We start from the raw sequence: 25,343 nt of genomic DNA, 5'->3' as shown, positions 1-25,343 counted from the left end.
ACGATGATGATGAAACCAGAATCCTGCCTGTATCCAAACAGGATGCCAAAACACCTCGGATCATGAACCAGAGAAGCCGGATATGAGCAAAGAAGAGCTTCAGCAAGCGCCAATGCGCCGCATCCTGTGTATCGACGGAGGCGGGATCCTCGGTACTTTTCCCGCAGCCTTTCTTGCGGGGCTTGAGCAGCATCTGGAAGGGCGTCCAATCGGATCGTATTTTGATCTGATTGCCGGCACATCGACCGGCGGGATCATTGCCATCGGCCTGGCAATGGGGTTACGCGCTGCCGATCTTCTCGATCTCTACGAGAGGCGAGGCCCGGAAATATTCGGGCAGGGGCGCGGCACGTGGACAGACTTCATTCTCGATAAGCTCCGCCTTGGCCGCCAGCTAGTCTTGAACAAACATGATTCGGGTCCGTTACGGCAGGTACTAACCGACACGTTAGGTAGCAAGCGCATCGGCGATGCCGCGACAAGACTGCTTGTCCCTGCCTGGAATCCAGTAGCCAGGTCAGTCTACATCTATAAGACCGCGCATCACCCTCGTCTTCGCAACGACTACAAATCCCTCGCGGTCGATGCCGCAATGGCGACAGCTGCCGCTCCGACTTATTTCCGCCAGCACGTCACGCAACACGCTGTTGGCCTGACCGACGGAGGGACGTGGGCGAACAATCCCACGGCATTGGCCGTCGTCGAAGCCATAACGATGCTTGGTTGGCCGGGCGACTCGCTCCAAGTTCTTAGTCTCGGCTGCCTGGAGGAGACCTACACAATCCGCAAATGGGCTGGGATTGGGACCCTCGGCTCAAAGGTTATCAAGCTCTTTATGGATGGCCAGTCCCATGGCGCAATGGGTATCGCCAAGTTGCTGACCGGGCATGAGCACGAGCGTACGGCCATCCACCGGATCAATCATACGGTTCCATACAGCGCCTACAAAATGGATGACACACGCGTCATTCAAGACCTCAAGGGGTTGGGATATTCCTTTGCACGCGATCGGCACCCGGTTCTCGATCCCGTGTTTTTTAGCCAACCGGCGGAATTATTTACGCCGGTTTACGGGTTTGATCAGGAGCCGGATGGAATATCGAAAGAGAGGTTATCCGCATGAGTATAGATATCAAGAAGTATTCAAAATTTCTGGAACAGGTTGCTAGCGAGATCGACATCCCGCCGGGCAAGTACAGGGACGCGGTAGACCGGTATGAGGCTGTGGGACGCTGGCTTGAAGGCGGCGAGTACCCTGGCTGCCAAGGCGAGCTGAGTATCTGTGTCCAGGGATCGTTTCGTCTTGGAACAGTAACACGGCCGATCCGTGATGGCATTGAGGCGAGTTATGACATTGATCTTGTCAGCGAGCTTCCTATTGAGAAGAACCAGACAACGCCGCAAGTCATCAAAACCATGGTCGGCGATAGGCTGCGGGAACATGGAACGTACAAGCGTCTACTTGATCCGGAAGGGCGGCGTTGCTGGACGCTCGAATATGCCGAGCAAGAAGGTGTGGGGTTTCACCTTGATGTTTTGCCGGCAATCCCAGAGCATCGCGGTCTTCTCAGCACGCCGATTGCGATCACCAACAAAAACGAAGACTCTTATACATGGTCGGCCAGCGACCCCCGTGGTTATGGATCATGGTTCGACAGTAAGAATGCCGTCGCATTCAACCACGTCCTGCGGGAGCAAAAACAGGAGATTCAGCGTCGTGCGTCTCTGGTGTTCGCGAGCATCGACAGCGTACCGGACCAGTTGGTCCGCACACCGCTCCAACGCGCGATTCAGCTCATGAAACGCCACCGGGATTTGCGATTCAATCATGAAAACCGTGTCGCCTACGGTCCGATTTCCATCATCATCACGACGCTGGCGGCACATCTTTACAGCAACGAACTGGATGTGTATTCCGCTTTGTCAAGCATCGTCCGAAAACTTCAGGGACACGCCGCGCTCGTTGAGAATCGAGCCGTCGACGTCTCTCTGGCCACGATGGGTCTGATCCAGCGTCAACCTGACGGAACCTGGTATATCGGCAATCCCGTCAATCCTGCGGAGAATTTCGCGGACCGCTGGCATGAAGATAACCACGCCCGTGCTCGGGCCTTCTTCGGTTGGGTGGATGCACTCCAGAAGGACCTACTCAATACTCCAGACGAGTCCAATCCTCGCCTGCTCAAAGAGCATCTTGGACGTACATTAGGAACGGCTGCGGTCGCGGCGCACTTTGATCTTCTGATCCCACCACCTGCAGCGCTCGATGCGCCGCCACGTATTATTATCTCCAGCCCCGCGAAGCCGTGGAGGGAAGAGTGACGGACGATTTGCGGTCGCAAATCGACGAGCTGATTGCAATCCACAAGGGACTCAGGGTCGTTGTTGAAGGCGATGATAGTATTGCTGTATGCGGCCTTCTGCGATTCGAGGCGTCTGCGGACGGACTTGAGACCATCACGGAGTCCTTCGAGATCGAGTTGACCATTCCGTACGATTTTCCCGAAGCGATGCCGTGTGCGAGGGAAATCGCGGGCCGTATCGGGACCGATTACGATCACCGCAACCCAAACGGCACACTCTGTCTAGCCGTGCCCGTCGAGCAGCGGAGTATCTTCCTTGAGAATCCCACGCTGCTCGGGTTCGTGAACCGCCTGGTTATCCCGTATCTCTATGGTTACTGCTTCTTCAAGAAGCACGGGCGGCATCCTTTCGACGAAGCGGCCCATGGATATGAGGGTATCCTGCGGTACTATATTGATACGCTCGGCCTGCGCGACTCACTGTCCGCACTAAATGTTATCAGTTTCCTCCTAGAGCACGGGTATCGCGGACATCATAACTGTCCCTGCGGCAGCGGCTTGAGAGTCAGAGCGTGTCATGGCCCAGCGCTGTTGGCGTTGCATCAGACCCATAACCAGCAATCACTGCTCGGGGATTTCATCGCGATATTTAGTCTTTGCTTCAAACAGTTTGAAAATCATGAACTCACTTTTTCAAATTCGATGCGGTTGCAGCTCCTTCGGCTTCTGAACAGGCAAAAGGATTTGTAACGGAGACCGTACCACTACGACCGTGATCGAAAGCGTAGCGATGTTGTGGGAAATTCCTCGATGGACTGATCCGGAGAGCATGACGAATATCGAACCTGATTTATATTCAATAACTCACCTTAAACGTTGGACTATCCTCTGGCCTGGTTTTCCGGTGATCGTAAATGCGGGTTGTTGAGATATTGGCGTGGCCCAGCCATTCCTGGACCTTGGCGATGTCCGCTTGGTGATCAAGTGCATTGGTAGCGGCTGTGGCCCGTAATGAATGCGCGCCGATTTCAAAGCCAAGCTGTGCCGAATAGGTCCGCACTATTTTATAGACGCCATCGGCGGTAATCGACTTGCCGCCATTGTCTTTCGTGTTGTGGCTGACCGGGCGAAACAGGGCGCCGTTTTCATCTGCCGCATGTCCCGCCAGTTCAAGATAGTCATGCACCAAAGCGCTTGCCGCAGGGTGGAGCGGCACATAGCGGGTTTTGCCGCCTTTGCCGGAGACTTTTAAATGCGGCACGCCGCGCCGCTCATGTTTGAAGTCTTTGACCTTGAGTTTGCACAGCTCGTCACGGCGTAAAGCGTGATAGAGCAGTGTCGCCAGGATGGCACGGTCTCGCTTGTTTTTTAGCGTATCGCCTTCGGGCGCATACAAAAGTTCGCGGGCTTGGTGGTCGCCAAGTGCCGGTGTCCGGCCTTCGCCGCTATCGACTTTGGGTCGTTTGACACCTTTAACCGGGTTATGGGTGACGGCGTTGCGATCGCACAGATAATCGAACAAGGACGACAAAGCCGATAACCGGTGCCGAATGGTGGTACCGTTCAAAACCCGGTTACCCAAATCATCCCGCCAGGCGATGACATGCGCTCGGGCCACGTCGCGGAATTCTTCTGGCCGTTGGATGCCAGCGAAACGCATGAAGTCTTCAACGGCATTTTGGTACGCGCGGCGGGTTTGCGGATTGGTCAGATTGGCGAACCATTCGATTTCGGGCGGCACGTCGGAGAGCCGACGAAAGTCTTCGGCGGTTAGGAGCCGGTTGCCCGTGGAAGAAACAGCGACCGCTTTATCAGATTCCGCCATTAAATCTCCCTCATTTCTTTGCTATGCCAAACCCGAATAATGACGATGATCTCGCCATCAATCCGGTAGCGCAGAACATAGGCTCCCGCACCGAAAGGTAAAAACAGTTCTCGACGCTCTGATCCATCATTCATCGGTCGCCCGACTTCGGGAAAGCCGGCAAGATACCTTGCGCCATCACGTAAGGTTTGCCCGGCGCGCGCGGCAGCCTTTGGATTCTTTTCTTGAAGGAATGCCCGCAAGCGCTCGACATCCATCAAGGCGTCGGGAAGCCAGACTATTTGGGACACGATAGCTCACTTTCGCTTCCCCAGGTTGAGAGCCAGGCATCGACGGCTTCATTCGGTATGGCATGGCCGGTTTGTTGGTATTTCTGCCAACGCTCCATGTCTTCGCGCTTTTCACGCTCATACGCTTCTTCGCGTTCGACATATTCCTCGATGGCGGCCTTCATCAGCCAGTGAGGCGTTCGGTCTTTGGCCTGGCTCAGTAGCTTCAGTCGAGCATGAAGAGTTTCGTCCAGCTTGATGCCGGTGCTGATGGTCTTTGAAGTTGTGTCAGTTTGTTTCATGGTGGCACCTCATGCCACTTATTTACACCGAGTAACACCAAGTGTCAATGTCGCTCAGCTCACGGGATTTTTGTTGGTATATTACTATTGATAAAATATGTTATCAATAGTAAATGGGTTCGAATTTGGTCGAGATAAGAGGCCGGATTTTACTGGACGGCTTTGGCAAAATTTGCCATGATCGAACGCAGAGTCCATTAATGAGGTCGACCCATGGCGAGCATTTGGACGATATGGAGGCCACTATCACCCGGCAAGGCTATGGTCTACGGGAATTGGTGCAGAACTTCGACGCCAAACCTGCTGAAATCAAAGCGCTGTTCGCTAACCAACTTGATCCGGTTCGTGCCAGCGAGTTACTGGATCGCATGCGCTTGGCTGGATTACCGATCTGATTTCGCTAGGGTTTCAGTTGCAAATAATCCTGGTTTACGGCGGATGATTGCAGGTTTGCGACAACGATTGCAGGTTCAGTTGCAAATAATCTCGGTTTGAGCGCCCGTCAGTTGCAGTTAATTCCGGTCGAAAATTGCGCTGATTGCTGGTTTGTGGGTTTTCGATTGCAAGCCGCTACAATTAGACGTCGGTGAAGGCCTGTCATTGCGCGAAGCGATACAATCCGTCAGTAACAAAATAATTTTAGCCGAGGTTTAAAGCATGAAAACCATAGAATTAGACGACGAAACGGCGGCGGTTTTAAATGAACTGGCGGGTAATGAACACCTTAGCGTGGGTCAATTGCTGAAAAGGCTGGCGCAAAGCTATCAACAGCAGCAAGACGTAAAGGCGAGTCCCCGCCTACTAACCGATTTTGCCGGTGTTTTGGCGGATTCGCCCTCATTCAAAGGCGACCCGCTCGCTATTCAACAGGCGATGCGCGATGAATGGTCTTAGCTATTTGCTGGATACCAATATCATCATAGGTTTGCTTATAGGCAACCCAGACGCAATTGCCAGATTGGCGGGTATCGATTCACCAAGCTGCGCTTACAGTGCGATTACACGCATGGAGTTGCTGAGCTTTCCTGATTTGACGGATGTAGAAGCGGCGTTTATCAGGCAATTATTGGAACCGATGACCTATCTCGCCGTTAGTCGGGCTATTGAGGATAGCACCATTGAGTTCCGGCAGTTTCATCGCGTCAAATTGCCTGACGCCATTATCGCCGCAACCGCGCAAACACACGGCCTCCAGTTGTTGACACTGGACAAAAAACTAGCCGCCAGACTGTAAAGTCACTTTTATGAACGCCGAATCCATTGTTTCCAAAGTCTGGAGTTTTTGTACCACCCTGCGCGACGACGGCGTGGGGTATGGCGATTATCTGGAACAGCTGACCTATCTGATCTTTTGAAAATGGCTGACGAATACAGCCGGCCACCGCATAACCGCAATGTCGGCATTCCCGCCGAATACAACTGGCAAAGCCTGAAAGCCAAAAAGGGCGCGGCGCTGGAAGGCCATTATGTGGTGCTGCTGCGCGAGCTGGGTAATCAGCCGGGTATGTTGGGGCAAATCTTCACCAAGGCGCAAAACAAGATTCAGGACCCGGCCAAGTTGTCGCGTTTGATCGATATGGTCAACGATACCGATTGGGTGGTGATGGGTGCGGATACCAAAGGCACCATCTACGAGGGTTTGCTGGAAAAGAATGCCGAAGATACCAAATCCGGCGCCGGCCAATACTTTGCGCCACGGGCTTTGATCAAGGCGATGGTGGAATGTGTGCGGCCCGAGCCGGGTAAGTCGATTGCCGACCCGGCCTGCGGCACCGGTGGTTTCTTTTTGGCGGCCTATGACTTTTTAAAAGCCAACTACCCGCTGGATAAAAAGAAGTTGGCATTCTTAAAACACGAAACCTTTTACGGTAACGAAATCGTCGCCAACACCCGCCGCATGTGCTTGATGAATATGTTTTTGCATAACATCGGCGAGATCGACGGCAATAGCGCCATTTCATCCAACGATGCCTTGGTGGCGCCACCGGCAGAAGCCGTCGATTACGTGCTGGCTAATCCGCCGTTTGGTAAGAAAAGCAGCATGACTTTTACCAACGAGGAAGGCGAGCAGGAAAAGGACGATCTGACTTATAACCGCCAGGATTTTTGGGCAACCACATCCAACAAGCAGCTTAATTTTGTGCAGCACATTCGCAGCCTGCTGAAAATCAGTGGCCGCGCGGCGGTGGTGGTGCCGGAGAACGTGTTGTTCGAAGGCGGCGCCGGCGAGTTGGTGCGCAAAAAGCTGATGCAGAATACCGATCTACACACCATTTTGCGGCTGCCGACCGGCATTTTCTACGCCAACGGCGTCAAGGCGAACGTGCTTTTCTTCGATAACCGCGAGGCCAGCCCCAACCCATGGACCAAGGAAATCTGGTACTACGATTACCGCACCAATATTCATCACACCCTGAAAAAGAAGCCGCTGCGGTTTGAGGATTTGCAGGATTTTATCGCCTGCTACAACCCGGCCAACCGCCACCAGCGCAGCGAAACCTGGCACGAACAAAATAACCCCGAAGGCCGCTGGCGCAAGTTCAGCTACGAGCAAGTTCTGGCGCGGGATAAGACCAGTCTGGACATTTTCTGGCTCAAGGATAAATCGCTGGCCGACCTGGATAATCTGCCGGAACCGGACGACATCGCCGCCGAGATTATCGACAATGTGGAGGCTGGGTTGGCTTGTTTTCGGGAGATTGCCGGGGTGTTGGGTTAATGGTTACCTGACGTCGTGGATAAAAATGCCAGCCATTTCTCAGCTAATGATTTACCCGGCTTGGCATAATCAAAGCTGCAAATGCTGCCAGTATTGCCAAGTCGGGTACCTTCTTTCGCTTTGGCTGCCTCTTTGGTGATTTTGCAGTAGTACCTGAAAGGTGGGCATTTTTAATGGTGTCGCTTGGCAAGTACCGTGGTCATTCCTCAGATTGTGACTTGCATCGGAGCAGCCGAGAGGAATTTGCGGCAACATGCATCTAAAAAATTTAACTTGCCACTACTGCTGGGATCGTTCCAATCGGTTTTCACTTGGTCAGCTTTCAAAGTTAAACTGGACAGCCAGCCCACTACACTTTCCGATGCGATTGAGAGATTGCTATTGATTTTGCGTGAGGAAGATAAACGAACTATCGCGGCAATGACCGAGCAGGATTTGTGTGACCTCCATTTTAGTCTTGGTCTACTGATCCGGAATGCTTGGTTGCATCAGGCGGACAGTTATTTGCTCGCTGCGTGCGGGACTCATTCTTCAGATGAAGCTTCTTGTCGGGTTATCGGCACATTATGGCGGGCGTTACAGCCTTAAGGACGTATTATGGGCATACAAGATCGAGACTATTACTGGGAAAGACATCAGGCGGCATCAAAAGCAAACGTTTCTGACTTCGACAATTTGCGCCGACACCGTCCACCACCGACCAACCGGTCTTCTGGGAACTTAAAATACCTCTTAACGCCGGCCATGATACTTTTCAGCCTCTGGTTGGGCACCGATAAGCTTCTAAGGCTGCGAGCCGCACACCATCCAGTATCGCCGACTATTTCAATTCCGACGGGGAACACTCCGGTTGCTATGCCTATTTCTGGGGGGCTTGAAATAGCGGCCGATCGACAAGGACATTTCCGGGGAACCGTGTTGATCAATAATGTGCCGATGCCTTTTTTGATCGATACCGGCGCGACCATGACCTCCATTCCAGCGCGCTTTGCCGATGCCGCTGATCTACCGGTCGGCAGGCCCATTAATAGCAATACCGCGGGTGGACAGGTGATTGATCGGCTGACCCAAATCAATAGCCTGAAAATTGGCAATGCGGAAATCAGAAATCTCGATGCGACGATCAACCAGCATCTGGATGAAGTCTTAGTTGGCATGAACACCTTGAAATATTTCACCATTACCCAAAGCCATAACAGGATGACGCTGGTGGCCAATGGTTCTTCACCGGAACAAATAGTCAGGGCGCCTGTTATGTCCCCGGTCCCAATTCGACCGGCCACACTGGCCGTCGAGCAACCGATTGCAACACCTGAAATTAAGCGAGTGACCAAGGTGAAAAAGACGGTAAATTGCAACGCGCAACAAGTTTGCACGACGACGTATAGCGACCACTAAATGTAACGGCTCGCAATGAAAAATGATCGAACTCAAATATATCGCCGATTTCGGCTCAAATTAAATGCAAATTAGCTTGGATTTATTCGCTCAGGCCATCAATCCATTTCTGTGGGTCCACTTTAACTGCAAATTAAATCAGGCGGAGAGCCAGCCAGTCGACTGGCTGGGTGACAGACTTTTGCTGGACTCATTTGGCAAAGTTTGCCATGATCGGCAACAGAATCCATTACTAAGGTCGAACAATGGCCACGATGAATATTTCCCTCCCCGAACCCCTGAAGGAATTTGTTGATGAACAGGTGCAAGAACACGGTTATAGCACCTCCAGCGAGTATGTCCGCACCTTGATTCGTAAGGATCAGGTTCAACAGGCTGAGCTACGGATTGTCGCGCTCATGGCGGAAGGCTTGGAATCCGGCCCCGCCGTTGCCGTTGATGATGCCTATTGGAAGGCTAAACGCGAGGCTCTCCAGCAGAAGCATCCGGGGCAATGACAAAACCCGTTCGTGTCCGCCCGTTGGCCGACGCAGAAATCGACGCTTTGGCGGATTATATCGCCCGCGACAACCCCCACGCGGCGCTGCGCTTTCTGGAGGCCACACAGCAAACTTTTGATCGCATTCGCGAACAACCTGGGATTGGTTCGCGGCGGTATGCCCACCTACCCATGCTGAGCGGTTTACGTTTTTGGCCAGTTGAAGGGTTTGAAAAACACTTGGTATTTTATCTCGAACGGGAAAACCATATTGACGTCCTGCGAGTTTTACACAGTGCTAGGAATGTGCCTATGATACTTCTCAACGAGGAGTGATAGTTCGGTGGATTGTCGTCAGAGCTATGCTCAAAATCTGTAGCAACAGGATTCGGAAAAAAAGCCGAAAGCCGAAAGCCGACAAAAAATTTTTCTGGCCTTTAGGCGCTGGCCAGCGTTGGAAGAATTGATCCTAAATTCGGTTCTTTCATTTCCAGGCAAAGAGCAATGGCGACGTAGAAGGGTAGTGCGAGACAAGATTGATGCGTTGTTTGAGGAAACGATAAGGAGCGCCGAGGGATACTATAACTATCGATTTTCTACTCGAAAATGCAACCATCTTCATCGTATTCAAGCCGGCGAATCTCCGTTTTCTGAATATTAATCGTCCGGCGATTTAGTCACCATTGGCAATACCTAAATCCCAAAGCACATTGCATTTGCGACAGTATGCGCTCCAACTGTCTGGAACTTCTTTTCTTGAATTTTTTGTTATCGTCTTTCCAAGACAACTTGGACATGTAACATGGTATAGCTTGTAAAAAATCATGGCGAAAACCAGGCAACCATATCCAAGAATGAAAATTACGATATACCCAATAAGATGGTTATTTTTCATTAAAAAGTCTTCAGCCAGATAGACACCTGCCTGACTGCCAATCAGTAGCAATCCAAGACAAATAAAGGGTTTTTTGGGGATGGTAAACGTTTCATGTTTTTTCACGTGCATATGAGCGCCTTGTATTCCGCCTAGCCCCGAAGCGAATCAACCGGCGTGGTAGCGACGGTCGTTGTTGAGTATTGTTATGTGGCTATGACCACTATTTTGGTTCTGTGTTGCATTTTTTTGTTTTTAGTATGCACTGTTATCCAAGGCTTTGGATTGTCCCGGCCGACTTATAGGAGAGCAGAGTTGATTCCGACAGAACGATTCCTTGATGCCATTTTTAACGAATATAACGATGCAGCAATCGAGAAAAAACATTTTCAATACAAAACAGTCGAGCCTATCAAGGCCATTTTTCTTACCGAGTTCATTATGTTGGCAGAAATGCCGGACGGGTACCCTCACTGCATTGCCATATACATGCCTCACACCGACAATTTTATTGTAATAACTGCAGTAGCCTTGCCGAATAACTGGAATTTGTTGAGCGGTTAGTAACTAATGCAGGCGGCGTTCAATTTCTCTAACAATGGCAGCTTTAGTTCGTTGTGGACTATATACAGCACAGATTTAAAGTATCGGTCATTTGCATAGCCCAACAAACAAAACCCTTCGAATTGAAAAAAAAGCCCCTTATTCAGGAGCTAAAATCGAAGGCGACTATTGATGATCGGTATCAAACTTCGCCTGTTCAAATTGTATTAGATCGTCATTGTCCACGCGCTCGTAAATCGCTTCCACGGACAAGGTCAGTTGAATCGAATCGAACGTGACGTGATCCCCCAGATAATAATACTCCGAACGCCAGTCGCGTTTCCGGCGCATCACGATGATCGAGACGATATCCTGTTCGATCAGCACATATTCCTCAAGTGCTGGAATATTGATGTAGTAAAGCAACTTTTTAGTGGTATCGATTTTACGAGTCGAATTCGATAGCACTTCGACAATCAGCAGGGGCGACGTTAGAAAATCCGCATCGCCGGCCGCATTCGTACAATCCACTACGACATCCGGATAAAAGTAGTTCTGGCCGGCTTTCACCTTGGTATCGGCCATGAACGCCTCGCAAGGCCGGCCTTTTAAATGACTGCGAAACTCGCCAAGCACGTTGGCTGAAATCCGCGAATGGTTGTGATTCGCGCCGGCCATGGCCAGAACCCGGCCATCGAGATATTCGTGTTTAGTTTCGGACACGCGCTCGCTCGCGAGGTATTGCGCCTCGGTCATGAAAGACTCGCTGGATTGTAACGTCATCGCTGGTTCCGTAGAGTGTGGAGAGTGTGTGTTCATGCTGGTTTCCTCGAATTGTTATGAAAAACCGTCGGGAAAACAAGCCCCCAGACCGGGAAGCTGTTTCCCGTCCGGGCGGATTGCGATTGAATCGCGTTAAGCGTTAAAACATCCCCCTAACGCGATCGTCAGGGGGATGGGGTTAATCGCCGACAGACTGCTCGGCGTGTATTTTCCTCAGAATGCTATCGAGGACAGTCGGCAATAGCGCGCCGAACCGGCCTCGAAAGTCTAAAGGCTGTTGTTTTGCGTAACGTCTGGCCGCCAAACCTAACCGTTGTCTAACCCAAGGACTGGCCTTGAATTGGCTTCTCAGCCAGGTCAAATAGGCGTCGTCGTCGCCCGTCCAATCCGCCGGCGGCGAAAAGGGCGACTCGGGATGGCCAGGCTCCGTATCCAGCGTTTGCGCGTCGAAGACGAATTTCGAGGTCATGACGGCCGTTCGAGGTCGGTTAAAGCGGGTTCCGCTATCGAAACGGCTGCCAGATGTCCATCAGGGGCAATCTCCACCACGAATCGGTTGCCGTGCAACACTTTGCATCCGGTTAGATCCGGCATCAGCCGTTTCAACGCGTCGGCGGGATCATCGGCGGTATTCGCCACGATGAAGCAGCCGAATTGCTCGACGTCCTGATCGTGACAGGAACCTTGATAGTCATCGTCGTTCTCGCAGAAACGCGACACCTGTTCCAGCACGTCACCCCACTTTTCCTGGCAGGGAATCAGGACGATATCGTCTTGCTCGTTGCCGGTATAAGCACCGTGTGCGTCGATATCAACACTATCGGCGCCGATCCGAATCCGGTAAGCCCGGCAAAACACCGCGGTCACCCAAACCCAGATGCCTTGAAATTGCGCGCGATGTGACTCCTCAAGGATCTCACTCCGCACTTCTTCTTGGCTCAAGTGCCGCAGGTAGGGCTGTACCCAATGCCCGGCGTCGAATCGGTTATCGATAAGCACCCAGCCCTTTTTCCAAGCCAGCAGGTATCGCAAGGCCCCATCGGACTGGAGATCGTCGTCAATCGTCACCAATTGCACTTGTCCGCTTTTGACGGCGGACTGGGTAATTGGTTGGTCAACCATTTCCAGAAAGTCGCCAAACAGGTCGGTATCGCAGACCGGCGGCCGTTGGATGCGGGAGACTAGCGCTTTGGGCAGTTGGTCGACATCGTTGAGTAAGTGTATCAAGCCGCACTCGCGTAGCACCGGGTAGTAGGTCAGGAAATCGTCCGCGCTCAAGGCCGTTTTCAGTGCCATGAGCTGGCTTTCGACCGCCGCGGCGATCGCCTCATGGATCAGCTTAATCACATCGGCTTCATCCACCAATTTGTCGCGATCCGGTAAGCGGGCCATGAATTGAGCGCTATCCAGATGCACGATATTGCCAAGGTGGCTGGTGTCTCCGATACGGTAATAGTGGCCTCGATATACCGGTAGGCCTTGCAAATACACCAAGCAATCCCGGTAATACCGATACGAATCGATCAGGTTGATTAAGCGAATTTCGCCGACCGGCGATGCCACAAACTCCGCCGCCCCGATAGAATCGATGGCGTTGGGTCGCGGTAGCGAGACTCCGTTAAAATGCACCGGAATTGGAAAACCGGCCGCTAATTCCTCCAGGGTATTTTTGAGTTTACCTGGGTCGATATCGACCAGCCGGATTTCGGTCAGACCGTTCCAATCGGTCACCGGCGAAACCTCCACCGGTTGAAACCCCAGGATATGATCGGTATCGACCGAAAAACACCCGCCTTTACTGGATAACCCCAGGTGCCGGCAGGCGAAGATCGCGGATAGAAAACCGACGCCAAAGGCGTGTTCCTTCGCAATCAGTTCCATGTCCCAGCCGGACTCGGCGACGGTGAGCAGGGTTTCGAGCGAATCGATTCCGCAGCCGTCGTCCGTCACGGTCAAGGTGTTGGTATCGGCGCAGTAGTCGAACGCGACATAGCTGGCGCCGGCCCGGCGGGCATTCTGCATCAGTTCACCCAAATACGTCGTCCGATTGGTGAAACTCCACTTCAGACTGTGGACTAAATTTTCAGGGTTTACTTTCAGTTGTAGGGGTGCGTTCATGGTGTTTTTCCTCAATTAAATTGGAACGTCGAGGAAATCGAGACGCACCCCTGGCGGGGAATGTCCGTTTCCCCGAGTCATTGGGTTTTAACGCGCGTCACCGGGTTATCCCATGTGATGCGCGCGGGTGGTGTTAAGCTGCCAGAGCCTCCCCGCCAAACGAATGGCTGGCGTTTCCAGCAAGCCTGTACGGTTCGGTCGCAAGACTAATCCGCGTCGTTTTTCGGAGCGTATCCGTCACAATTCGAATACTGTCCAGGCCGGACAGCTTGAATTGCGAAACGATCGGTCCGCCGCAGACGAGGGATAGGCCGTTTTCCTGTTCTTCGTCCAGATTGATATCGCCCCAATCGCCGTTGGCATGTCGGTCCAACAACGCTGTCATTTCGACACCGCAGGCGGTTAACAACGCCAGTGCGGCGATAGAGGTTTGTATCCTTCCGTTTGAGAGTGATACGAGTGCAGTCATGGTTCCTTCTCCAAAAATGACGGGGAACACAGGCTCCCGTACGGGAAAGACAGTGCTCCCCGCAAGGGTGGTTTCAAAAAGGCTCAGGGTAATATTCGTCCGGCAACAACACTGTTGTCGCCGAATGATCGGCTTTGGTGATGACCCAGACGGTGTGTGCGTCATTAATCCGATACACCGACATCAGTTGACCGCCTTCAGCCAACACAAATTGTTCTAACACCGGATCCTCTACGGCCCAATCGGCAGCGTGGCGCGAGAGCAAGTAGCCCGCATCGAGCAGCATGTCTTCCAGCAGAGCGAGTACGCCGGGTGTTACCACCGTGGTACCCAGCCGGAAGGGCTGTTTTTGCGGTTCATTCCGGATCAGACGGACGGCGTAACTTTCCGCGACCCGCGCGTCGATGGCAGCCGAAAATTCCGCGATTGCCTTCCGAATCGTGTCGGCATTGGCCGTTTCCGGCAATGTTACGAGTAGCGATTCCAGGATATTGCGGCCTTGACTGTCATAGCCGGCGGTCACTACCCATTCGTTTGCCCAGTAGCTTACGAATACATAGGCCTGCTTGCGTCCGACCGCGGTGGCATAGCCTTTCGTGGCGATGGCCACGCTGTTGAGCGCGACCCAGCCTTGGTCCGTCAAAGATTGCTGTACGCTGCGTTTGATGGCGGCGTCATTGTTTTGTGGTTGGTCTGTCATGGTGATTTTCCTCAGAAAATGCCCCGACAAGCCGCACCCAAACGGGTAGGGTACCCGTCGGGGTTAAATACAATGTCAATCGCGCCCGGTTACTGCAGTGCGTGCCAATACCGCGTCGCTTCAGCTTCAGACAAAAAAGCGGCCTTCTGCCGGTCGTTCACCCAAACTTGCCAGGGTAAATCGTCGTTTTCGCACTCGATTAGCCCGTGCTTGTCGACGGGCAAGGCAAAGCGTTGGCCTTGAATGAAGGCAGCAAACGCATTTGCCCGCCGTTTGTTTACAAAGCCGGCATGGACTTGGCCGTCGATCGTGACCGACCACGGATAATCGACGTGGACCCCTTTTTGGATGGCAACGTCGCCAACCCGAAAGGTCGGGTGCTGATAAATGGTCCGAAACGGACTGTCAATCCGCACGATACAGTGGTCCAAAATAGCCGGACCGCCGCTTTCACCGGGTTCGATCAGCAACGGCACCTTGATCTTGCCGCATGAGCGACCGATAGTGCCGATGACATCGTTCTCGTCGAACCAGGACTGTCCCGTTGCCGGGTCGCCATAGTACAAACGGATTTTCCGTTGCGTACCCTGGACTTCCTCAAGCAGAGCAATGACTTCTTGAGGCGTGTCCTCGTGATAACAGGTGCCGGACGGCAGACGCTGATAGCGAACTGTATTCCCGTGACTGGTCTGTTCAATAATGTGGTGTTGCATGATGTTCTCCAGTTGAAGCGGGAACACCACGCCCCAGTCGGGAACAGGTATTCCCGCAGGGTAAGGTACTGGTGAGACCAGTAGTTAACTTAAGATAGGGTCGGTCTTTGGCTTAATCGAGGAGTAAGCTTGACGCCAATACTTTTTCACAACAAGCCATGCTCAGCGAATGAATGCACGGTTTCGCCGACGATGAAGTGATCAAGTACACGAACGTCAATCAAGGCCAAGGCTTCTTGAAGTTTTGCTGTAATCGCGCGATCGGCCCGACTAGGTTCGCTAATCCCCGACGGGTGGTTATGCGCCATAATCAGAGCTGCCGCATTATGGTGCAGCGCAGCTTTGACCACTTCGCGCGGATACACACTAGCGCCATCAATCGTCCCCCGGAACAATTCATCGCAAGCGATAACGCGATGTTGATTGTCCAAGAACAAACACAGAAATACTTCGTGCTCGTATGGCGCCAACTTCAATTTGATACAGTCCTTCGCGTCGTCAGGACTGTTCAAGGGTTCACCTCGACTGAACGTGCGGTTGTAGATCTTAATGGCCTCTGATATGACATCCTGTTCATCAGCCTTACGATAACGATTATTGGTTTCTTGAATGAATAACATGGGCTTTCTCCGGTAATCTTAAAATGTGGAGAAAGCCGTCCCCTGCCGGGGTAGACTTTCTCCGGAAGGGTTGTCAAAAATATTCAAAGCCTCGTCAGCGATGTCTACCGACGTTGACCGTCGGCAGAACATATTTTGCTAAAGAGGCTCAATTACGACGCCAAAGGCAGATCTTGATTGGACTCCAAGGCATCAATCCATTCCAGCAAATTGCGGTTGACGGGTTCATTCGCCAACATCGCATCCGGATCGATCCCTCGGCTGGCCAGTACCGCGCTCATTGCCTGGGCTAAAAGGGTGTTGCCTTTTTCCCGTTCCGACTCGCCGCCGTGCTTGATGGCCCAAAAGGGATCGAAGCGTAAGTGTCTGGTGCCGCTTGGACACTGTTTATTTACCTCGGCATGAAATGCCCGATCGAGCGATTCAGCCTGTTCGAACTGCTGCCAGAAACCTGGACCGGCTTGAGTATCCACCGGCGGTAACCAGCGTCGCCGACAGCCAACCCAACGGTTCATGCGGTCGATCAAGGTCTTGCTTTTCGGAAAAAAGTGGATGGTCCCGGCGCCCGGATAGTAACGAACGTCAAAGTAACTACTGCTTATCCGTTCACCGTCCTTAAGCGCACTGAAATGCTGCCTAAACACCGATACCAAACTTACTTCCGCTTCGGTCTTGCCGTCGAGCAAGGCAAAGACCTTGTCGAAATCGGCTAGAAGTTGCTCCGAATTCCAGTCAAGACCTGTGTGGTAGGACTCGACTTTATGCCCTGGCAGTACGAAGCGTGTGGTCTTGATCCGCATCCCCAGCGTGCGGTGTTTATCATTGGATTTCCACCCCATGTAATACACTGCATTGTCGCTGTGGTAGCGCGTGATCAGATCGAACACATCGCAGACCATGCTGAGTTGAATTTCACCTTGCTGATCGATGATGCCTTGCAGAAAACCGTAAATATTCGCCACGGTAAATTCCAAAGACTTTATCGATTCGAAATCCGACTCCAACCGCTTTTGCGCCGCCGATGACAATCGTGACTTGACCTGAGTCGAACGCAGAATGCTACTCCACGCGCGATTTTTCAGGTCCTGATAACGTTCGTACAGCGTCTGCTTCACCGCATCCAATGACGAATCGTCTACAGTGTGCACACCGCCACCACTCAGCTCACCCAGGGTTTTACCTAGCATGGCTCGATAGCGGCTGGCACGGGCTTCACTGAATACAGCCTGCCGTGTCGCTTCGAAGGCGGCATCGAACATCAATACCGCGTTATCGATATAAGCAGTCGGTAAGGCTAACTCCTGGGGCACATGAAATGCGCTGGCCAAGTCGTCCGCTTCACAACGATCCTGACGCAAATTGTCCAAAATATTGCCGAGGATCTCCTGTTCGAAGGTTGAGGTTTTTTTCAACCAGATCAGGGCAATTTCGACGTTGGTTTTGCGTTCGGCATCTTCGCCGGCGAACATGTCCGATAAGAACTCCACCTCGCCATGCTGTTCGATCAAACGCACTAACAGCTGGCGTTCTTTCGAAAATGGATTCCGTACGGTTTCGGCATTGAGGATGGCGACGATTTCAGCGTCGAACAAGATGTCCCAGGCCTTCAGCACGTGCTGAGCGCCCTGTGCAAAAGGCGGATTCATAATGCAGTGCGAGTAACTGCTGCCGTTTTGAAACTGCAGGAAATCCAACCCGACCACCGTGTAGCCTTGCGCACGTAACACCGCATGCTTACGCATATCGATTTCGACGCAATCAATCGGTACCCGCTGGTACTGTTTGAATGGCTTGCCTTTGAGCAAATGGCCTTCGCCGGCCGATGAATCCAGGATCCGCACAAACCGGGTGTTCTTGAACTTTGCCCAAGCCTTGATACTCAGCGCTTCCGTCGAGGCATAGTATTGAAAGGGATCTCTCATGACATTCTCCAAAAAAAGGGGAATGCCACGCCCCGGTCGGGAACAGACATTCCCGCAGGGATTGATAATGAGGCTCGCCGCGGATATCGCGAAAAGCCGAAGGATGATTAAGCGTCTGGGTCTGAATCAGACAATCCCAGTGCTTGTTTAGCTAACGTTAACAATTGGTCCAAATTGTCCCAATCGATACTGCCGCCGGCGTCTTTACCGCGCTGGTAGGCGTCGATCAGACCGCGGCACACTGCCATCGCGGTGCGTTCTTGACGTAGCTTCACCACCGAGGCATCGGCCTTGGGCCAGACGTCGACCGCTTCGACCTGCCAACGCAGGGTTTCGCCGTCGACTTCCTCGAAGTCGTCGAACAACAGCGGCATTTCCGGGGTGTCGTCCCAGATGGTACCGTCGTCGAAGGCGGCTTCTGCCACCGCTTGCGCGCCGTCTGCCGACTCTGCGACGATGCCGACTACCACCCGGTGCGTGTAATCGAGGGTGTACGTCACGGCGTAGGCCGGTGATGGGTTCTCCTCGGTCAGCACCTCGCTGTGGTAGGGTGAGATTTCGGCATTGCACGATGGGCAACGGTCGTTGCAGGCGCAATTCCATTCGTCGTCCCATTGGATCTGGCAATAGGGACAACGGTATTGGTTCAGATACAGAATCTCCGAAACCGGAGCTGGTAAGAATGACATGGCAATACCCTCCGTGATCGGCGGGAACCGCCACCCTGCAGGATGGAGTCCCGCCAGGGTGAATAAAAAACCGCCGGCCGCGCGGGCAAACGGTTGCACTTTAAATAAGTCGTTGTAAGGTCTGCGTACGCTTCCTTTTTTCAAGGTACGACGATGAACCCGATAATGACCCGATTAGTGAACTGGGTGAAGTGGCTGGATCGAATCATCGATCCACCACCTAAACCCCGGTCACAACCCGAACCAAAACCGATGGCGATTCTGGTAGGGCCCGGCAAACGCCACTTCGATTTGTATCGAAAAATCCTGGAGGAATTGAACGATGCCGAAGTCGGCGTGTTAACCAAACTGCGCGATCCCCAGGTTGCAGGACCGCTGTTAGCCCGCATCCGCGCGCTCCGGCAGGAGACGATCGTTGAGATTGCGCCTCAGCTCGGGCTCGATGTCGAGCGGGAACTGAAGAGCAACAACGTCTTCCACCTGCCTTCGGATAGGGCCAGGCTGCACTGACCGCCGATTAATGCACGGCCGAACGCGAGCCCTCTTTGCCGCTGCCAAGCGCTTTGCGCAATTCAGAGGCTGGATTCGGCCTTTTGGCCTGTCCTTCCATCTGCGTTTTGCGGCGCTTTTTTGCAGGCTGCGCGAGCAGTTCCTGTGCTTGGGCCAAACTGAGTTGCAATTTGGCTATTTCAATGTCCGCAAGCATAATCGCTTGGGTTTTCTGTTTAACCTGCAGCTCGATATCGAGTGTTTCGAGCCGGTAGGTCGGACGGTTGTTGCGTTCCAAAATACCCTGCCTTACGGTTTGGGATAAGGTTTCCCAATCCGTTGCCGGCAGGCTGTTTTGTGCGGTAAAGCGGGGTGGTAGTAGGGCCGGCATTACAGAAGCTTGGCGCAAGCGTGCTGTTTGCCATAACGCCCAGTGCTGACTAAACCAGAGCCGGGCGGACTTGAGAGTATGCCAGATCACCCGGATGGCCAGGATGAATAGGGCAAGAATGATCGTGCCTAAAATGAAGTGCATTGAAACCTCCTTCCGCAATGGAAGAACATGCTTCAAACGCACGACCCGGTTCGGGCGATGGCGCCCGAAGCGGGATGGATAAAGGCTTGTAACAAGCCCGATTAAGGATCGGCATTAACGCAACCGATACAAGCAAAATGGATTTTGCTCGCCGCCTGAAGACGGAACGCCGGCAGAAGCCGGAATCAGCATTCTCGAAAGAACGCATGAAGTCGATTTTTTCATGTCCCGTCGCTGACGACGCATGAAAAAACCGGCTGATATCGCACACCGCCACTGTAGCCCGATCCGGCCGGGCGTGCAATAGGGAAGGGTGTCGATACGGGCAGGACTTCATCAAGGATGAAGTTCTGGCCACGCATCGACACGATTCAAGTCACCTAAGCGCTCACGCCGCCAATAGCATGGCTTTGGACAGTGCGAACAGCTGAGGCCTCAATTCAGTCAGGTCATGAATGGTGAGGGCGACCGGAAACAAATGGCCAACCTCCACCCCTAAGCCGATGCCGAGGGTTTCGATGCCGCTGTCACGGCAACGCTTTAAGATCGACAGCGTGCCCGGTAAATCGTTGGGTACGCCGTCGGTCACCGTTAACAGCAGTTTGCGCGGTTCGCGGCATTGCAGCAATTGCGCCGCGGCAAACCAAACGGCTTGCGTCATCGGCGTGGTATAGGCCGAAAAGACCGAAAAACGCCCCAAATTGTCGCGGACTTTTTCGCCGTGCCGTAACACCTGGTGCACCGATTCATCGTTGGCGCCGGGAAAGGCGGTGATTGCCGGATTGACCCCTTGAATACTCTCCAACGCGAGGGCCAAGGCCATCGACGCTTCCAGGGCCAGGGTCAGCAAGCTCACTTTTTCACCCTGAATGACAAGGGTTTCGCCCATGCTTTCGGATTTGTCCAACAAGATATGCACCGCACAATTGGGCGCAACTCGTTGCCCGGATCGGCAAAACACCCGCGTATCGCCCAACGCAAGTTTGGTTAAGCGGCGAGGATTGATACGTCGACCGTTTCGCGCGGCTTGCGGCCGATTTTGCTGGTGGGCTTGCACTGCGCTTTGCAACGCGACCCGCAGGGCTTTGCTGTTCTGCTCCACCCGGTTTGCTAAGGCTTGGCCGACTAGCCGACTACCTTTCGGAAACAGACCGACCGGTAGCGTACATTTTTCGGCAGAGTCCGGCGTCAAACCCAATTGCGATTTCGCCGTCTCGAACCAATCCTGTTCCAGGTCTTGCTCGGACGTGATGCGCAGCTGGTCCATTAAAGACGGCGTAGCACTATCGTCCTGTTGGGCTGGTTGATCCGTTCCGGACGAAGCGTTATCCGCACCCGCCGATTCGTTTCCAGGCTCGTCGTCCTGATCGGACGGGGCCGGGTCTCCGGGATCGGTCAGGTTTTCGGCGCCGTCTGCGTCTGAGCCGGACGATGACGAATCCTCGTGCTCGGTGTTCGTGTCGGATGAATCGTTATCATCTTCAGGGGTGGCGTTGTCGCCATCCTCCGAATCGGAGTCCGAATCACCGCTAGCCGACGTGTTCGTCGGTTCGGTACATTCCTCTTCGAGCATCGCCAAAATCCGATCGGTCAGATCCAGACAGTCGCGTTCACAGGTTAAACCCTCCGGTACTTCCGACAATAAGCCTTCCAAGCGAATCAAAGCGCCGCGTGGAAAACATGCACGCAAGGCCTCTCGGGTGGCGTCGACTAAGGGTTCGAGAACCGTTTGACTCAACACCTTGGCTCGAAGCCGTTTCAGAATGTAACCGAACAGGACGTTGCCGGGATGATCGGATGCGGTCTGGGCCGTTAAGCGACCTTCGGACACCAACTGTTCCACCGCCTTTGCCAGGGTCAAGCGGGTGCCCGGATAGACCTTGGCCAGTTCATGCTCAATGCGCACGTCTTCGATCGCGCCGCAGATACGCCGACGCAGAACCGAGTCACCAAAATCGAGCTGAAAGTCCGAAAACCGAATATGCGCCGCTTCATGGGCCAGATAGCCCCACGCGTAGTTCTGGTACTGCGGATCTGACCCGTTGTAGCCCGGTAGTTGTATCGATTGGCCGTCGGTGTAGGCGTCAGTACCGCCGACCGAGACCGAAATGCCAAAGCGGTTGCCGATCGCGGCCGCCACAATGGGAAACGCGTGTTCTAAAGTTTGATGCATGGCTTGCTCCTTAAAAAACAAGGGGCAAGCCACAGCCCCGAGGGGCGTGTCGCATTGCCCCGATAGGGTGATGAAAAAAACGCTTAGAACCAGAATTCGGTCACCGCTTCCTCCGGTAGTTTGGATTTGTCGGTGCCGTGGGTATCGGGTTCGTTGTCGTTGTCGGATCCGAGCGCTTGCGCAGCCAACGCGGGCGGTGCAACGGGTAGAACCGGCCGCGAAGCGATGTCGGCAAAGGATTGAGCTTCGCCTTCATCGTCGGTAAACAGATCGTCTAACAAGCCGGCAAACAGATCTTCCGGGTCCACCATGGGCGGCTCCTTCGGTTCGAGCAGGCTGGTTTGCACTGGGGCGATCACGGCTGCCGATATCGGCGATGCCGGATGCCCTGACGACAACACGTCATCCGCGTCTTCGTCGTTCGTTACCTTGGACGGGTTCGACGACAAGCCTTCACCGTGACGGCGAAGCTTGTCGGGATCGGCCAATAGCATGGTCATTGCCATGATCTCCTGCAGCAAGGCCCCCTCGATCGCGCCGCGATTGGGGATTTCTTGCAGTACGCCATCGATCCAGGTGACGATCGGTGCCACGCGATAATCCAAAAAGCTCAAGCCATCCAGTTTGTCGCGAATCCGCTTAATCGGCCGCAACGCATTCCGGGTGACCTGATCTTTTCCGATCAAGGATTGTTCCAGCAATAACTCGGCGTCGTTGGCCACTTCTTGAAACAACTGGCCGCCGATCGAATCGATTTGCTGTTCCAGCCGTGCCACATCTTTCGGGCTGGAGGCTTCCGGTTGTCGGATGGCGACCACCATGAAGTCGAAACCCAACTTCGTGGCCACGTACGCCATAGGGTCGATCGCCTTTTCGATAATGCCGGCAAAGCTCGGATGCTTTTTGATCCAATCGCGCACGGCGTCGTCGTAGCCGGCCAGGAACTTCGCTTTATTAACCGCGAATTCCTGAGCGACTTTTTCCAGCTCGCTCACGATGGCGTCCGCGTGTTCGACCGGCACCACAAAACCGCCCATGAAGCGGGTGCCGACCCGTAAACAGTGGCGTTCGGCCGCTTTTTTCAAGCGATTGAAGTCAGCCAACTGGTCTGGATCGAGCAAACGTTTCGAGCCTAAGCTGGCCAAGTCCTCGGGCGGTAATTCACTGCCGTCGGCCAGTACCAGATCTTCTTTGCGCAATTTTTTCCGCGCGCCGTAGATGTTGGCTTGGATTTTGACCAAGACCACACGGTCCAATATTTGATTACACTTCGTCATAGTGCCTCCTTAAAAGAGGCCTACGACAGCCCCGGAGGGCAGTGTAAGCCCCTTCCGGGTTGATAAAGCCTGTTGAAAGGCGGGTTCAAAAAAGTAAAAACCGTGACCGGTTAAAACCAGTCACTGTCCATTTCGCCTAAAGCGGCAACCAGATCCAAGGACGGCAACAGCAAGCCCAGTGCTTCAGCCACAGGCCGGATCTGCACTAGGTTGGTACCGAATAGCTGTAACACCTCGGATTCCTGGTGTAAGTTGGTCGAGGTTTCGCGAGACGCATCGGTGACAATGCCCACGTCGATGCCGACGAAGCCGGCTTTTTTCAACGCCGTTAGCCATAACCAGGGGGCAATGCCGTGTTCCGGGTGTATTTGGCCGCTGGTGTCAAAGCCGCGGCCGATTTCACTTAAACGCAGCAGCGAGTCCCAATCCGGCCAACCCACATAACTCAAACCAAGGTCTTGCTGCCAGCGGTCGATACAAGATCGCCACTGATGTAAGGCGTGGTTTACGGCAAAGACGACCGGTTGCGGTGCGCGGCATTCGACTTGCCAATACAGCACCGACATGTCACACCTGCCAATCGCTGCCGAACACGTCTTGCGCCAACCGATGGATGGCCTCGCGTTCGGCCGCATCCCCCCGCAGAACCAGCGCCCGATCCAAGGCATAGGCCAGGGCGTTCGGGGAACCTTTGTAGTTGGCACTGAGCTGGGCCCAACGCAACAAGCTGCGGGTTGACATGGTGATCGAGAGCAGACCAGACGAATCGCTGCCGCCAATAAAGACCTTGCGGATCTCGTTGGCCAGCTGAATCATGCGTTCCCGAATGCTCAGGGGCATGGTCGGGACCGTGCGTTCCAGCATACTCATTTCGTCGTCCGGTTCCGGATAGCCCACTTCCATCAAACGAAAGCGGTCCATAAAGGCCACGCTTTGACGCATCACCCCTTGATACAAGCCCGACTGGTCGCCGGCGCCGGCACTGTTGCCGGTTGCAACCAGACGGAACTTCGGGTGCGGCATGACGACTTCGTCGGTGGCCGCAATCATCAGCGGTTTGCCTTCGACGATATCGTTCAAACCCAGCAATTCGGCCGGGTCGGTCGCATCGATTTCGTTGAGCAAGAGCACGTGGCCGTGGCGCACGGCGCTGGTCAACGGGCCGTCGGTCCATTTCATCGTGCCGTTGCCGGTTAAGACGAATTGGCCCAACAAATCGTTGAACTCAAGCCGGCCATGACCGGCAACGGCATGCACACCCCAGTGTAAGCGCGCGGCTGCTTGCTCAACCAACGAGGTTTTACCGGAGCCCGTGGGACCGGTGATATACAGTCCATCGCCATTCGGATTCCGAAAGAACGCCAGGACGTCGCGCAATGGCTCGCGCCGAAACACATACGGTTTTTGGACCGGCACGAATGGATTATTTGCCGGGACAAAGCCTTCGACGGTCATCGAGGCCGGTGCGGATACGCCGAAGGTATCGGCGACGGAATACTGTTGGTACATACTGCCTCCTGATTTAAGAGTGACTCCCGAAATAGAAGGCGTGCGCCCCCGGTAGGGAAGCGAACCTCCCTTGCGGGGTTGATTAATGAGTCATAGCGGTTACGATGGTCTAAACCATTGAGGGCTCCGATATGATTCGACTAGGGGATAAACTACGTTTAAGCGACCGGGAACAGCACGCCTTTCGGGTGATGACCAATCGCGCCGCGCCGCCGAAGACGTTGTCGGAGTACAATGCGGCCTTGCAAGTCGCGGCCGATGCCGTGCGGGATAAGGACACGAGTGCCGAATCCCGCTTGCTGCAAGCCGTGTTACTCGGCGAATGCCTCCAACAGGAGTAATTCGGCCAGAAGGTGGGCTTTAGCTTCGCCGATCGCCTTGCTCGCCAGCAATTGGCGTAAGGTGTCGGCTTGGCCGCGGTCGACGAGCGATAGCACCAAGGTGGTGGCAATTGACTCGTTGAGATCCCGGAAGATATCGGGATGATTCAATAAAGCGCCTGCGACCGTGGCCGGTTTTAACGCGGCCAGTTCGAGGATCTTATCCGCCGTGGACATGGAGGGTTCGCGGCGTGGCAATTTCGAAACAGAATTGAGGTTCATGGTCGTATCTCCTATAAAAAAGGGAGACACGCC

The 25,343-nt window shown here is 53.7% G+C and carries 30 protein-coding genes and 3 pseudogenes; 14 read left to right on the top strand and 19 right to left on the bottom strand.

Going from position 1 to position 25,343, the window contains the following annotated elements; genetic code table 11:
* Positions 1-82: 82 nt before the first annotated feature.
* From ACR02O_RS23450 to ACR02O_RS23440, 3 genes are read left to right on the top strand one after another with little or no spacing between them, the layout of a single operon-like run.
* A complete protein-coding gene (locus ACR02O_RS23450) occupies positions 83-1,123 on the top strand; it encodes a CBASS cGAMP-activated phospholipase (protein ID WP_444512372.1) in 1,041 nt (346 codons plus the stop codon).
* Positions 1,120-2,322 (top strand): nucleotidyltransferase domain-containing protein, encoded by a 1,203-nt coding sequence (locus tag ACR02O_RS23445; protein WP_444512371.1) that lies wholly within the window; start codon positions 1,120-1,122, stop codon positions 2,320-2,322. Before ACR02O_RS23450 ends, ACR02O_RS23445 begins: the two co-directional genes overlap by 4 nt.
* Positions 2,319-3,053 (top strand): hypothetical protein, encoded by a 735-nt coding sequence (locus ACR02O_RS23440; protein WP_444512370.1) that lies wholly within the window; start codon positions 2,319-2,321, stop codon positions 3,051-3,053. Before ACR02O_RS23445 ends, ACR02O_RS23440 begins: the two co-directional genes overlap by 4 nt.
* Positions 3,054-3,159: 106 nt before the next feature.
* On the opposite strand, the gene ACR02O_RS23435 is transcribed toward ACR02O_RS23440, so the two are convergent.
* Genes ACR02O_RS23435 through ACR02O_RS23425 form a run of 3 tightly spaced genes read right to left on the bottom strand, consistent with a single transcriptional unit; the run spans position 3,160 to position 4,699 of the window.
* Positions 3,160-4,128 carry a tyrosine-type recombinase/integrase gene (locus ACR02O_RS23435; protein ID WP_444512369.1) on the bottom strand — a complete coding sequence of 323 codons (969 nt, stop codon included), beginning with the start codon at positions 4,126-4,128 and terminating at the stop codon, positions 3,160-3,162.
* Entirely contained in the window at positions 4,128-4,418 is a 291-nt protein-coding gene (locus tag ACR02O_RS23430) for a type II toxin-antitoxin system RelE/ParE family toxin (protein ID WP_444512368.1), read from the bottom strand. The genes ACR02O_RS23435 and ACR02O_RS23430 overlap by 1 nt, the downstream gene beginning before the upstream one ends.
* Positions 4,406-4,699 carry a CopG family ribbon-helix-helix protein gene (locus ACR02O_RS23425; RefSeq protein WP_444512367.1) on the bottom strand — a complete coding sequence of 98 codons (294 nt, stop codon included), beginning with the start codon at positions 4,697-4,699 and terminating at the stop codon, positions 4,406-4,408. Before ACR02O_RS23425 ends, ACR02O_RS23430 begins: the two co-directional genes overlap by 13 nt.
* A 221-nt stretch (positions 4,700-4,920) precedes the next feature.
* On the opposite strand from ACR02O_RS23425, the pseudogene ACR02O_RS23420 reads away from it, so the two are divergent.
* From ACR02O_RS23420 to ACR02O_RS23385, 8 genes and pseudogenes are all read left to right on the top strand, one after another.
* Positions 4,921-5,094: pseudogene (locus ACR02O_RS23420) on the top strand (ExeA family protein); the annotation flags it as partial.
* Positions 5,095-5,356: 262 nt separating this feature from the next.
* Entirely contained in the window at positions 5,357-5,593 is a 237-nt protein-coding gene (locus ACR02O_RS23415) for a ribbon-helix-helix domain-containing protein (RefSeq protein ID WP_064023799.1), read from the top strand.
* Positions 5,580-5,933 carry a type II toxin-antitoxin system VapC family toxin gene (locus ACR02O_RS23410; protein ID WP_064023800.1) on the top strand — a complete coding sequence of 118 codons (354 nt, stop codon included), beginning with the start codon at positions 5,580-5,582 and terminating at the stop codon, positions 5,931-5,933. The genes ACR02O_RS23415 and ACR02O_RS23410 overlap by 14 nt, the downstream gene beginning before the upstream one ends.
* Before the next feature lie 10 nt (positions 5,934-5,943).
* Positions 5,944-7,418 (top strand): annotated as a pseudogene (locus ACR02O_RS23405) (class I SAM-dependent DNA methyltransferase).
* Positions 7,419-7,601: 183 nt separating this feature from the next.
* Positions 7,602-8,006 carry a DUF6794 domain-containing protein gene (locus ACR02O_RS23400; protein ID WP_494523515.1) on the top strand — a complete coding sequence of 135 codons (405 nt, stop codon included), beginning with the start codon at positions 7,602-7,604 and terminating at the stop codon, positions 8,004-8,006.
* A 9-nt stretch (positions 8,007-8,015) separates the two neighbouring features.
* On the top strand, positions 8,016-8,816 hold the full coding sequence (locus tag ACR02O_RS23395) for a retropepsin-like aspartic protease family protein (RefSeq protein ID WP_064023801.1): 801 nt from the start codon (positions 8,016-8,018) through the stop codon (positions 8,814-8,816).
* 245 nt (positions 8,817-9,061) lie between these two features.
* On the top strand, positions 9,062-9,313 hold the full coding sequence (locus ACR02O_RS23390) for a type II toxin-antitoxin system ParD family antitoxin (RefSeq protein ID WP_064023802.1): 252 nt from the start codon (positions 9,062-9,064) through the stop codon (positions 9,311-9,313).
* On the top strand, positions 9,310-9,630 hold the full coding sequence (locus ACR02O_RS23385; protein ID WP_444512365.1) for a type II toxin-antitoxin system RelE/ParE family toxin: 321 nt from the start codon (positions 9,310-9,312) through the stop codon (positions 9,628-9,630). The genes ACR02O_RS23390 and ACR02O_RS23385 overlap by 4 nt, the downstream gene beginning before the upstream one ends.
* A gap of 337 nt (positions 9,631-9,967) precedes the next feature.
* On the opposite strand, the gene ACR02O_RS23380 is transcribed toward ACR02O_RS23385, so the two are convergent.
* The gene (locus ACR02O_RS23380; protein ID WP_140911879.1) at positions 9,968-10,294 is read right to left on the bottom strand and encodes a hypothetical protein; all 327 of its coding nucleotides are present in this window, start codon (positions 10,292-10,294) and stop codon (positions 9,968-9,970) included.
* A gap of 189 nt (positions 10,295-10,483) precedes the next feature.
* Here ACR02O_RS23380 and ACR02O_RS23375 point away from each other — a divergent pair, with 189 nt between their 5' ends.
* Positions 10,484-10,732: a hypothetical protein gene (locus ACR02O_RS23375; RefSeq protein WP_140911878.1), complete on the top strand. Its 249-nt coding sequence runs from the start codon at positions 10,484-10,486 to the stop codon at positions 10,730-10,732.
* Positions 10,733-10,897: 165 nt separating this feature from the next.
* Here the strand turns inward: ACR02O_RS23375 and ACR02O_RS23370 are convergent, their stop codons facing one another.
* The 9 genes and pseudogenes from ACR02O_RS23370 to ACR02O_RS23330 all read right to left on the bottom strand — a co-directional run bounded on the left by ACR02O_RS23370 (position 10,898) and on the right by ACR02O_RS23330 (position 18,725).
* Positions 10,898-11,530 (bottom strand): Uma2 family endonuclease, encoded by a 633-nt coding sequence (locus tag ACR02O_RS23370; RefSeq protein WP_494523514.1) that lies wholly within the window; start codon positions 11,528-11,530, stop codon positions 10,898-10,900.
* Positions 11,531-11,672: 142 nt separating this feature from the next.
* A complete protein-coding gene (locus tag ACR02O_RS23365) occupies positions 11,673-11,963 on the bottom strand; it encodes a hypothetical protein (protein WP_140911877.1) in 291 nt (96 codons plus the stop codon).
* Positions 11,960-13,612: a hypothetical protein gene (locus tag ACR02O_RS23360; RefSeq protein WP_444512361.1), complete on the bottom strand. Its 1,653-nt coding sequence runs from the start codon at positions 13,610-13,612 to the stop codon at positions 11,960-11,962. Before ACR02O_RS23360 ends, ACR02O_RS23365 begins: the two co-directional genes overlap by 4 nt.
* 133 nt (positions 13,613-13,745) lie before the next feature.
* Positions 13,746-14,081 carry a hypothetical protein gene (locus ACR02O_RS23355; RefSeq protein WP_157198355.1) on the bottom strand — a complete coding sequence of 112 codons (336 nt, stop codon included), beginning with the start codon at positions 14,079-14,081 and terminating at the stop codon, positions 13,746-13,748.
* Between the two features lie 73 nt (positions 14,082-14,154).
* On the bottom strand, positions 14,155-14,781 hold the full coding sequence (locus ACR02O_RS23350; protein WP_221054655.1) for a hypothetical protein: 627 nt from the start codon (positions 14,779-14,781) through the stop codon (positions 14,155-14,157).
* Between the two features lie 89 nt (positions 14,782-14,870).
* Positions 14,871-15,494 (bottom strand): hypothetical protein, encoded by a 624-nt coding sequence (locus ACR02O_RS23345; protein ID WP_494523513.1) that lies wholly within the window; start codon positions 15,492-15,494, stop codon positions 14,871-14,873.
* Positions 15,495-15,640: 146 nt separating this feature from the next.
* A pseudogene (gene radC / locus ACR02O_RS23340) lies at positions 15,641-16,075 on the bottom strand (RadC family protein); the annotation flags it as partial.
* A gap of 191 nt (positions 16,076-16,266) precedes the next feature.
* Positions 16,267-18,036 (bottom strand): DUF4942 domain-containing protein, encoded by a 1,770-nt coding sequence (locus ACR02O_RS23335; RefSeq protein ID WP_444512359.1) that lies wholly within the window; start codon positions 18,034-18,036, stop codon positions 16,267-16,269.
* Between the two features lie 107 nt (positions 18,037-18,143).
* Complete coding sequence (locus ACR02O_RS23330; protein WP_494523512.1) at positions 18,144-18,725, bottom strand: hypothetical protein; 582 nt, start codon at positions 18,723-18,725, stop codon at positions 18,144-18,146.
* Positions 18,726-18,878: 153 nt separating this feature from the next.
* On the opposite strand from ACR02O_RS23330, the gene ACR02O_RS23325 reads away from it, so the two are divergent.
* On the top strand, positions 18,879-19,235 hold the full coding sequence (locus ACR02O_RS23325) for a hypothetical protein (protein WP_494523511.1): 357 nt from the start codon (positions 18,879-18,881) through the stop codon (positions 19,233-19,235).
* Between the two features lie 7 nt (positions 19,236-19,242).
* Here ACR02O_RS23325 and ACR02O_RS23320 read toward each other — a convergent pair whose 3' ends face one another.
* The 5 genes from ACR02O_RS23320 to ACR02O_RS23300 all read right to left on the bottom strand — a co-directional run bounded on the left by ACR02O_RS23320 (position 19,243) and on the right by ACR02O_RS23300 (position 24,708).
* Positions 19,243-19,791 carry a hypothetical protein gene (locus tag ACR02O_RS23320; RefSeq protein ID WP_494523510.1) on the bottom strand — a complete coding sequence of 183 codons (549 nt, stop codon included), beginning with the start codon at positions 19,789-19,791 and terminating at the stop codon, positions 19,243-19,245.
* A gap of 346 nt (positions 19,792-20,137) precedes the next feature.
* Positions 20,138-21,922, bottom strand: a complete 1,785-nt coding sequence (locus tag ACR02O_RS23315) for a vWA domain-containing protein (RefSeq protein ID WP_444512355.1) — start codon at positions 21,920-21,922, stop codon at positions 20,138-20,140.
* Between the two features lie 83 nt (positions 21,923-22,005).
* A complete protein-coding gene (locus tag ACR02O_RS23310) occupies positions 22,006-23,199 on the bottom strand; it encodes a DUF3150 domain-containing protein (protein WP_444512354.1) in 1,194 nt (397 codons plus the stop codon).
* A gap of 110 nt (positions 23,200-23,309) precedes the next feature.
* On the bottom strand, positions 23,310-23,765 hold the full coding sequence (locus ACR02O_RS23305) for a hypothetical protein (protein WP_054758406.1): 456 nt from the start codon (positions 23,763-23,765) through the stop codon (positions 23,310-23,312).
* Position 23,766: 1 nt separating this feature from the next.
* Positions 23,767-24,708: an AAA family ATPase gene (locus tag ACR02O_RS23300; protein ID WP_064028483.1), complete on the bottom strand. Its 942-nt coding sequence runs from the start codon at positions 24,706-24,708 to the stop codon at positions 23,767-23,769.
* A gap of 131 nt (positions 24,709-24,839) precedes the next feature.
* Between ACR02O_RS23300 and ACR02O_RS23295 the strand changes: the two genes are divergently transcribed.
* Complete coding sequence (locus tag ACR02O_RS23295; protein ID WP_157204502.1) at positions 24,840-25,049, top strand: hypothetical protein; 210 nt, start codon at positions 24,840-24,842, stop codon at positions 25,047-25,049.
* Here the strand turns inward: ACR02O_RS23295 and ACR02O_RS23290 are convergent.
* On the bottom strand, positions 25,020-25,310 hold the full coding sequence (locus ACR02O_RS23290) for a hypothetical protein (RefSeq protein WP_157198359.1): 291 nt from the start codon (positions 25,308-25,310) through the stop codon (positions 25,020-25,022). The genes ACR02O_RS23295 and ACR02O_RS23290 overlap by 30 nt on opposite strands.
* Positions 25,311-25,343: the final 33 nt, after the last annotated feature.

The sequence above is a fragment of the Methylomonas sp. PHL2-19 genome (assembly GCF_059331595.1).
The sequence above is the reverse complement of the archived record's forward strand: the minus strand, read 5'-3'. Positions and strand labels throughout refer to the sequence as shown.

What these genes read in the sequence shown, in the direction of transcription:
- ACR02O_RS23290 (WP_157198359.1), bottom strand. Translation starts at nt 25,310, where the DNA reads ATGAACCTCAATTCTGTTTCGAAATTGCCACGCCGCGAACCCTCCATG.
- ACR02O_RS23355 (WP_157198355.1), bottom strand. Translation starts at nt 14,081, where the DNA reads ATGACTGCACTCGTATCACTCTCAAACGGAAGGATACAAACCTCTATC.
- ACR02O_RS23315 (WP_444512355.1), bottom strand. Translation starts at nt 21,922, where the DNA reads ATGCATCAAACTTTAGAACACGCGTTTCCCATTGTGGCGGCCGCGATC.
- ACR02O_RS23335 (WP_444512359.1), bottom strand. Translation starts at nt 18,036, where the DNA reads ATGAGAGATCCCTTTCAATACTATGCCTCGACGGAAGCGCTGAGTATC.
- ACR02O_RS23385 (WP_444512365.1), top strand. Translation starts at nt 9,310, where the DNA reads ATGACAAAACCCGTTCGTGTCCGCCCGTTGGCCGACGCAGAAATCGAC.
- ACR02O_RS23360 (WP_444512361.1), bottom strand. Translation starts at nt 13,612, where the DNA reads ATGAACGCACCCCTACAACTGAAAGTAAACCCTGAAAATTTAGTCCAC.
- ACR02O_RS23370 (WP_494523514.1), bottom strand. Translation starts at nt 11,530, where the DNA reads ATGAACACACACTCTCCACACTCTACGGAACCAGCGATGACGTTACAA.
- ACR02O_RS23345 (WP_494523513.1), bottom strand. Translation starts at nt 15,494, where the DNA reads ATGCAACACCACATTATTGAACAGACCAGTCACGGGAATACAGTTCGC.
- ACR02O_RS23305 (WP_054758406.1), bottom strand. Translation starts at nt 23,765, where the DNA reads ATGTCGGTGCTGTATTGGCAAGTCGAATGCCGCGCACCGCAACCGGTC.
- ACR02O_RS23325 (WP_494523511.1), top strand. Translation starts at nt 18,879, where the DNA reads ATGAACCCGATAATGACCCGATTAGTGAACTGGGTGAAGTGGCTGGAT.
- ACR02O_RS23310 (WP_444512354.1), bottom strand. Translation starts at nt 23,199, where the DNA reads ATGACGAAGTGTAATCAAATATTGGACCGTGTGGTCTTGGTCAAAATC.
- ACR02O_RS23435 (WP_444512369.1), bottom strand. Translation starts at nt 4,128, where the DNA reads ATGGCGGAATCTGATAAAGCGGTCGCTGTTTCTTCCACGGGCAACCGG.
- ACR02O_RS23445 (WP_444512371.1), top strand. Translation starts at nt 1,120, where the DNA reads ATGAGTATAGATATCAAGAAGTATTCAAAATTTCTGGAACAGGTTGCT.
- ACR02O_RS23390 (WP_064023802.1), top strand. Translation starts at nt 9,062, where the DNA reads ATGGCCACGATGAATATTTCCCTCCCCGAACCCCTGAAGGAATTTGTT.
- ACR02O_RS23295 (WP_157204502.1), top strand. Translation starts at nt 24,840, where the DNA reads ATGATTCGACTAGGGGATAAACTACGTTTAAGCGACCGGGAACAGCAC.
- ACR02O_RS23415 (WP_064023799.1), top strand. Translation starts at nt 5,357, where the DNA reads ATGAAAACCATAGAATTAGACGACGAAACGGCGGCGGTTTTAAATGAA.
- ACR02O_RS23425 (WP_444512367.1), bottom strand. Translation starts at nt 4,699, where the DNA reads ATGAAACAAACTGACACAACTTCAAAGACCATCAGCACCGGCATCAAG.
- ACR02O_RS23330 (WP_494523512.1), bottom strand. Translation starts at nt 18,725, where the DNA reads ATGTCATTCTTACCAGCTCCGGTTTCGGAGATTCTGTATCTGAACCAA.
- ACR02O_RS23410 (WP_064023800.1), top strand. Translation starts at nt 5,580, where the DNA reads ATGAATGGTCTTAGCTATTTGCTGGATACCAATATCATCATAGGTTTG.
- ACR02O_RS23365 (WP_140911877.1), bottom strand. Translation starts at nt 11,963, where the DNA reads ATGACCTCGAAATTCGTCTTCGACGCGCAAACGCTGGATACGGAGCCT.
- ACR02O_RS23450 (WP_444512372.1), top strand. Translation starts at nt 83, where the DNA reads ATGAGCAAAGAAGAGCTTCAGCAAGCGCCAATGCGCCGCATCCTGTGT.
- ACR02O_RS23395 (WP_064023801.1), top strand. Translation starts at nt 8,016, where the DNA reads ATGGGCATACAAGATCGAGACTATTACTGGGAAAGACATCAGGCGGCA.
- ACR02O_RS23350 (WP_221054655.1), bottom strand. Translation starts at nt 14,781, where the DNA reads ATGACAGACCAACCACAAAACAATGACGCCGCCATCAAACGCAGCGTA.
- ACR02O_RS23300 (WP_064028483.1), bottom strand. Translation starts at nt 24,708, where the DNA reads ATGTACCAACAGTATTCCGTCGCCGATACCTTCGGCGTATCCGCACCG.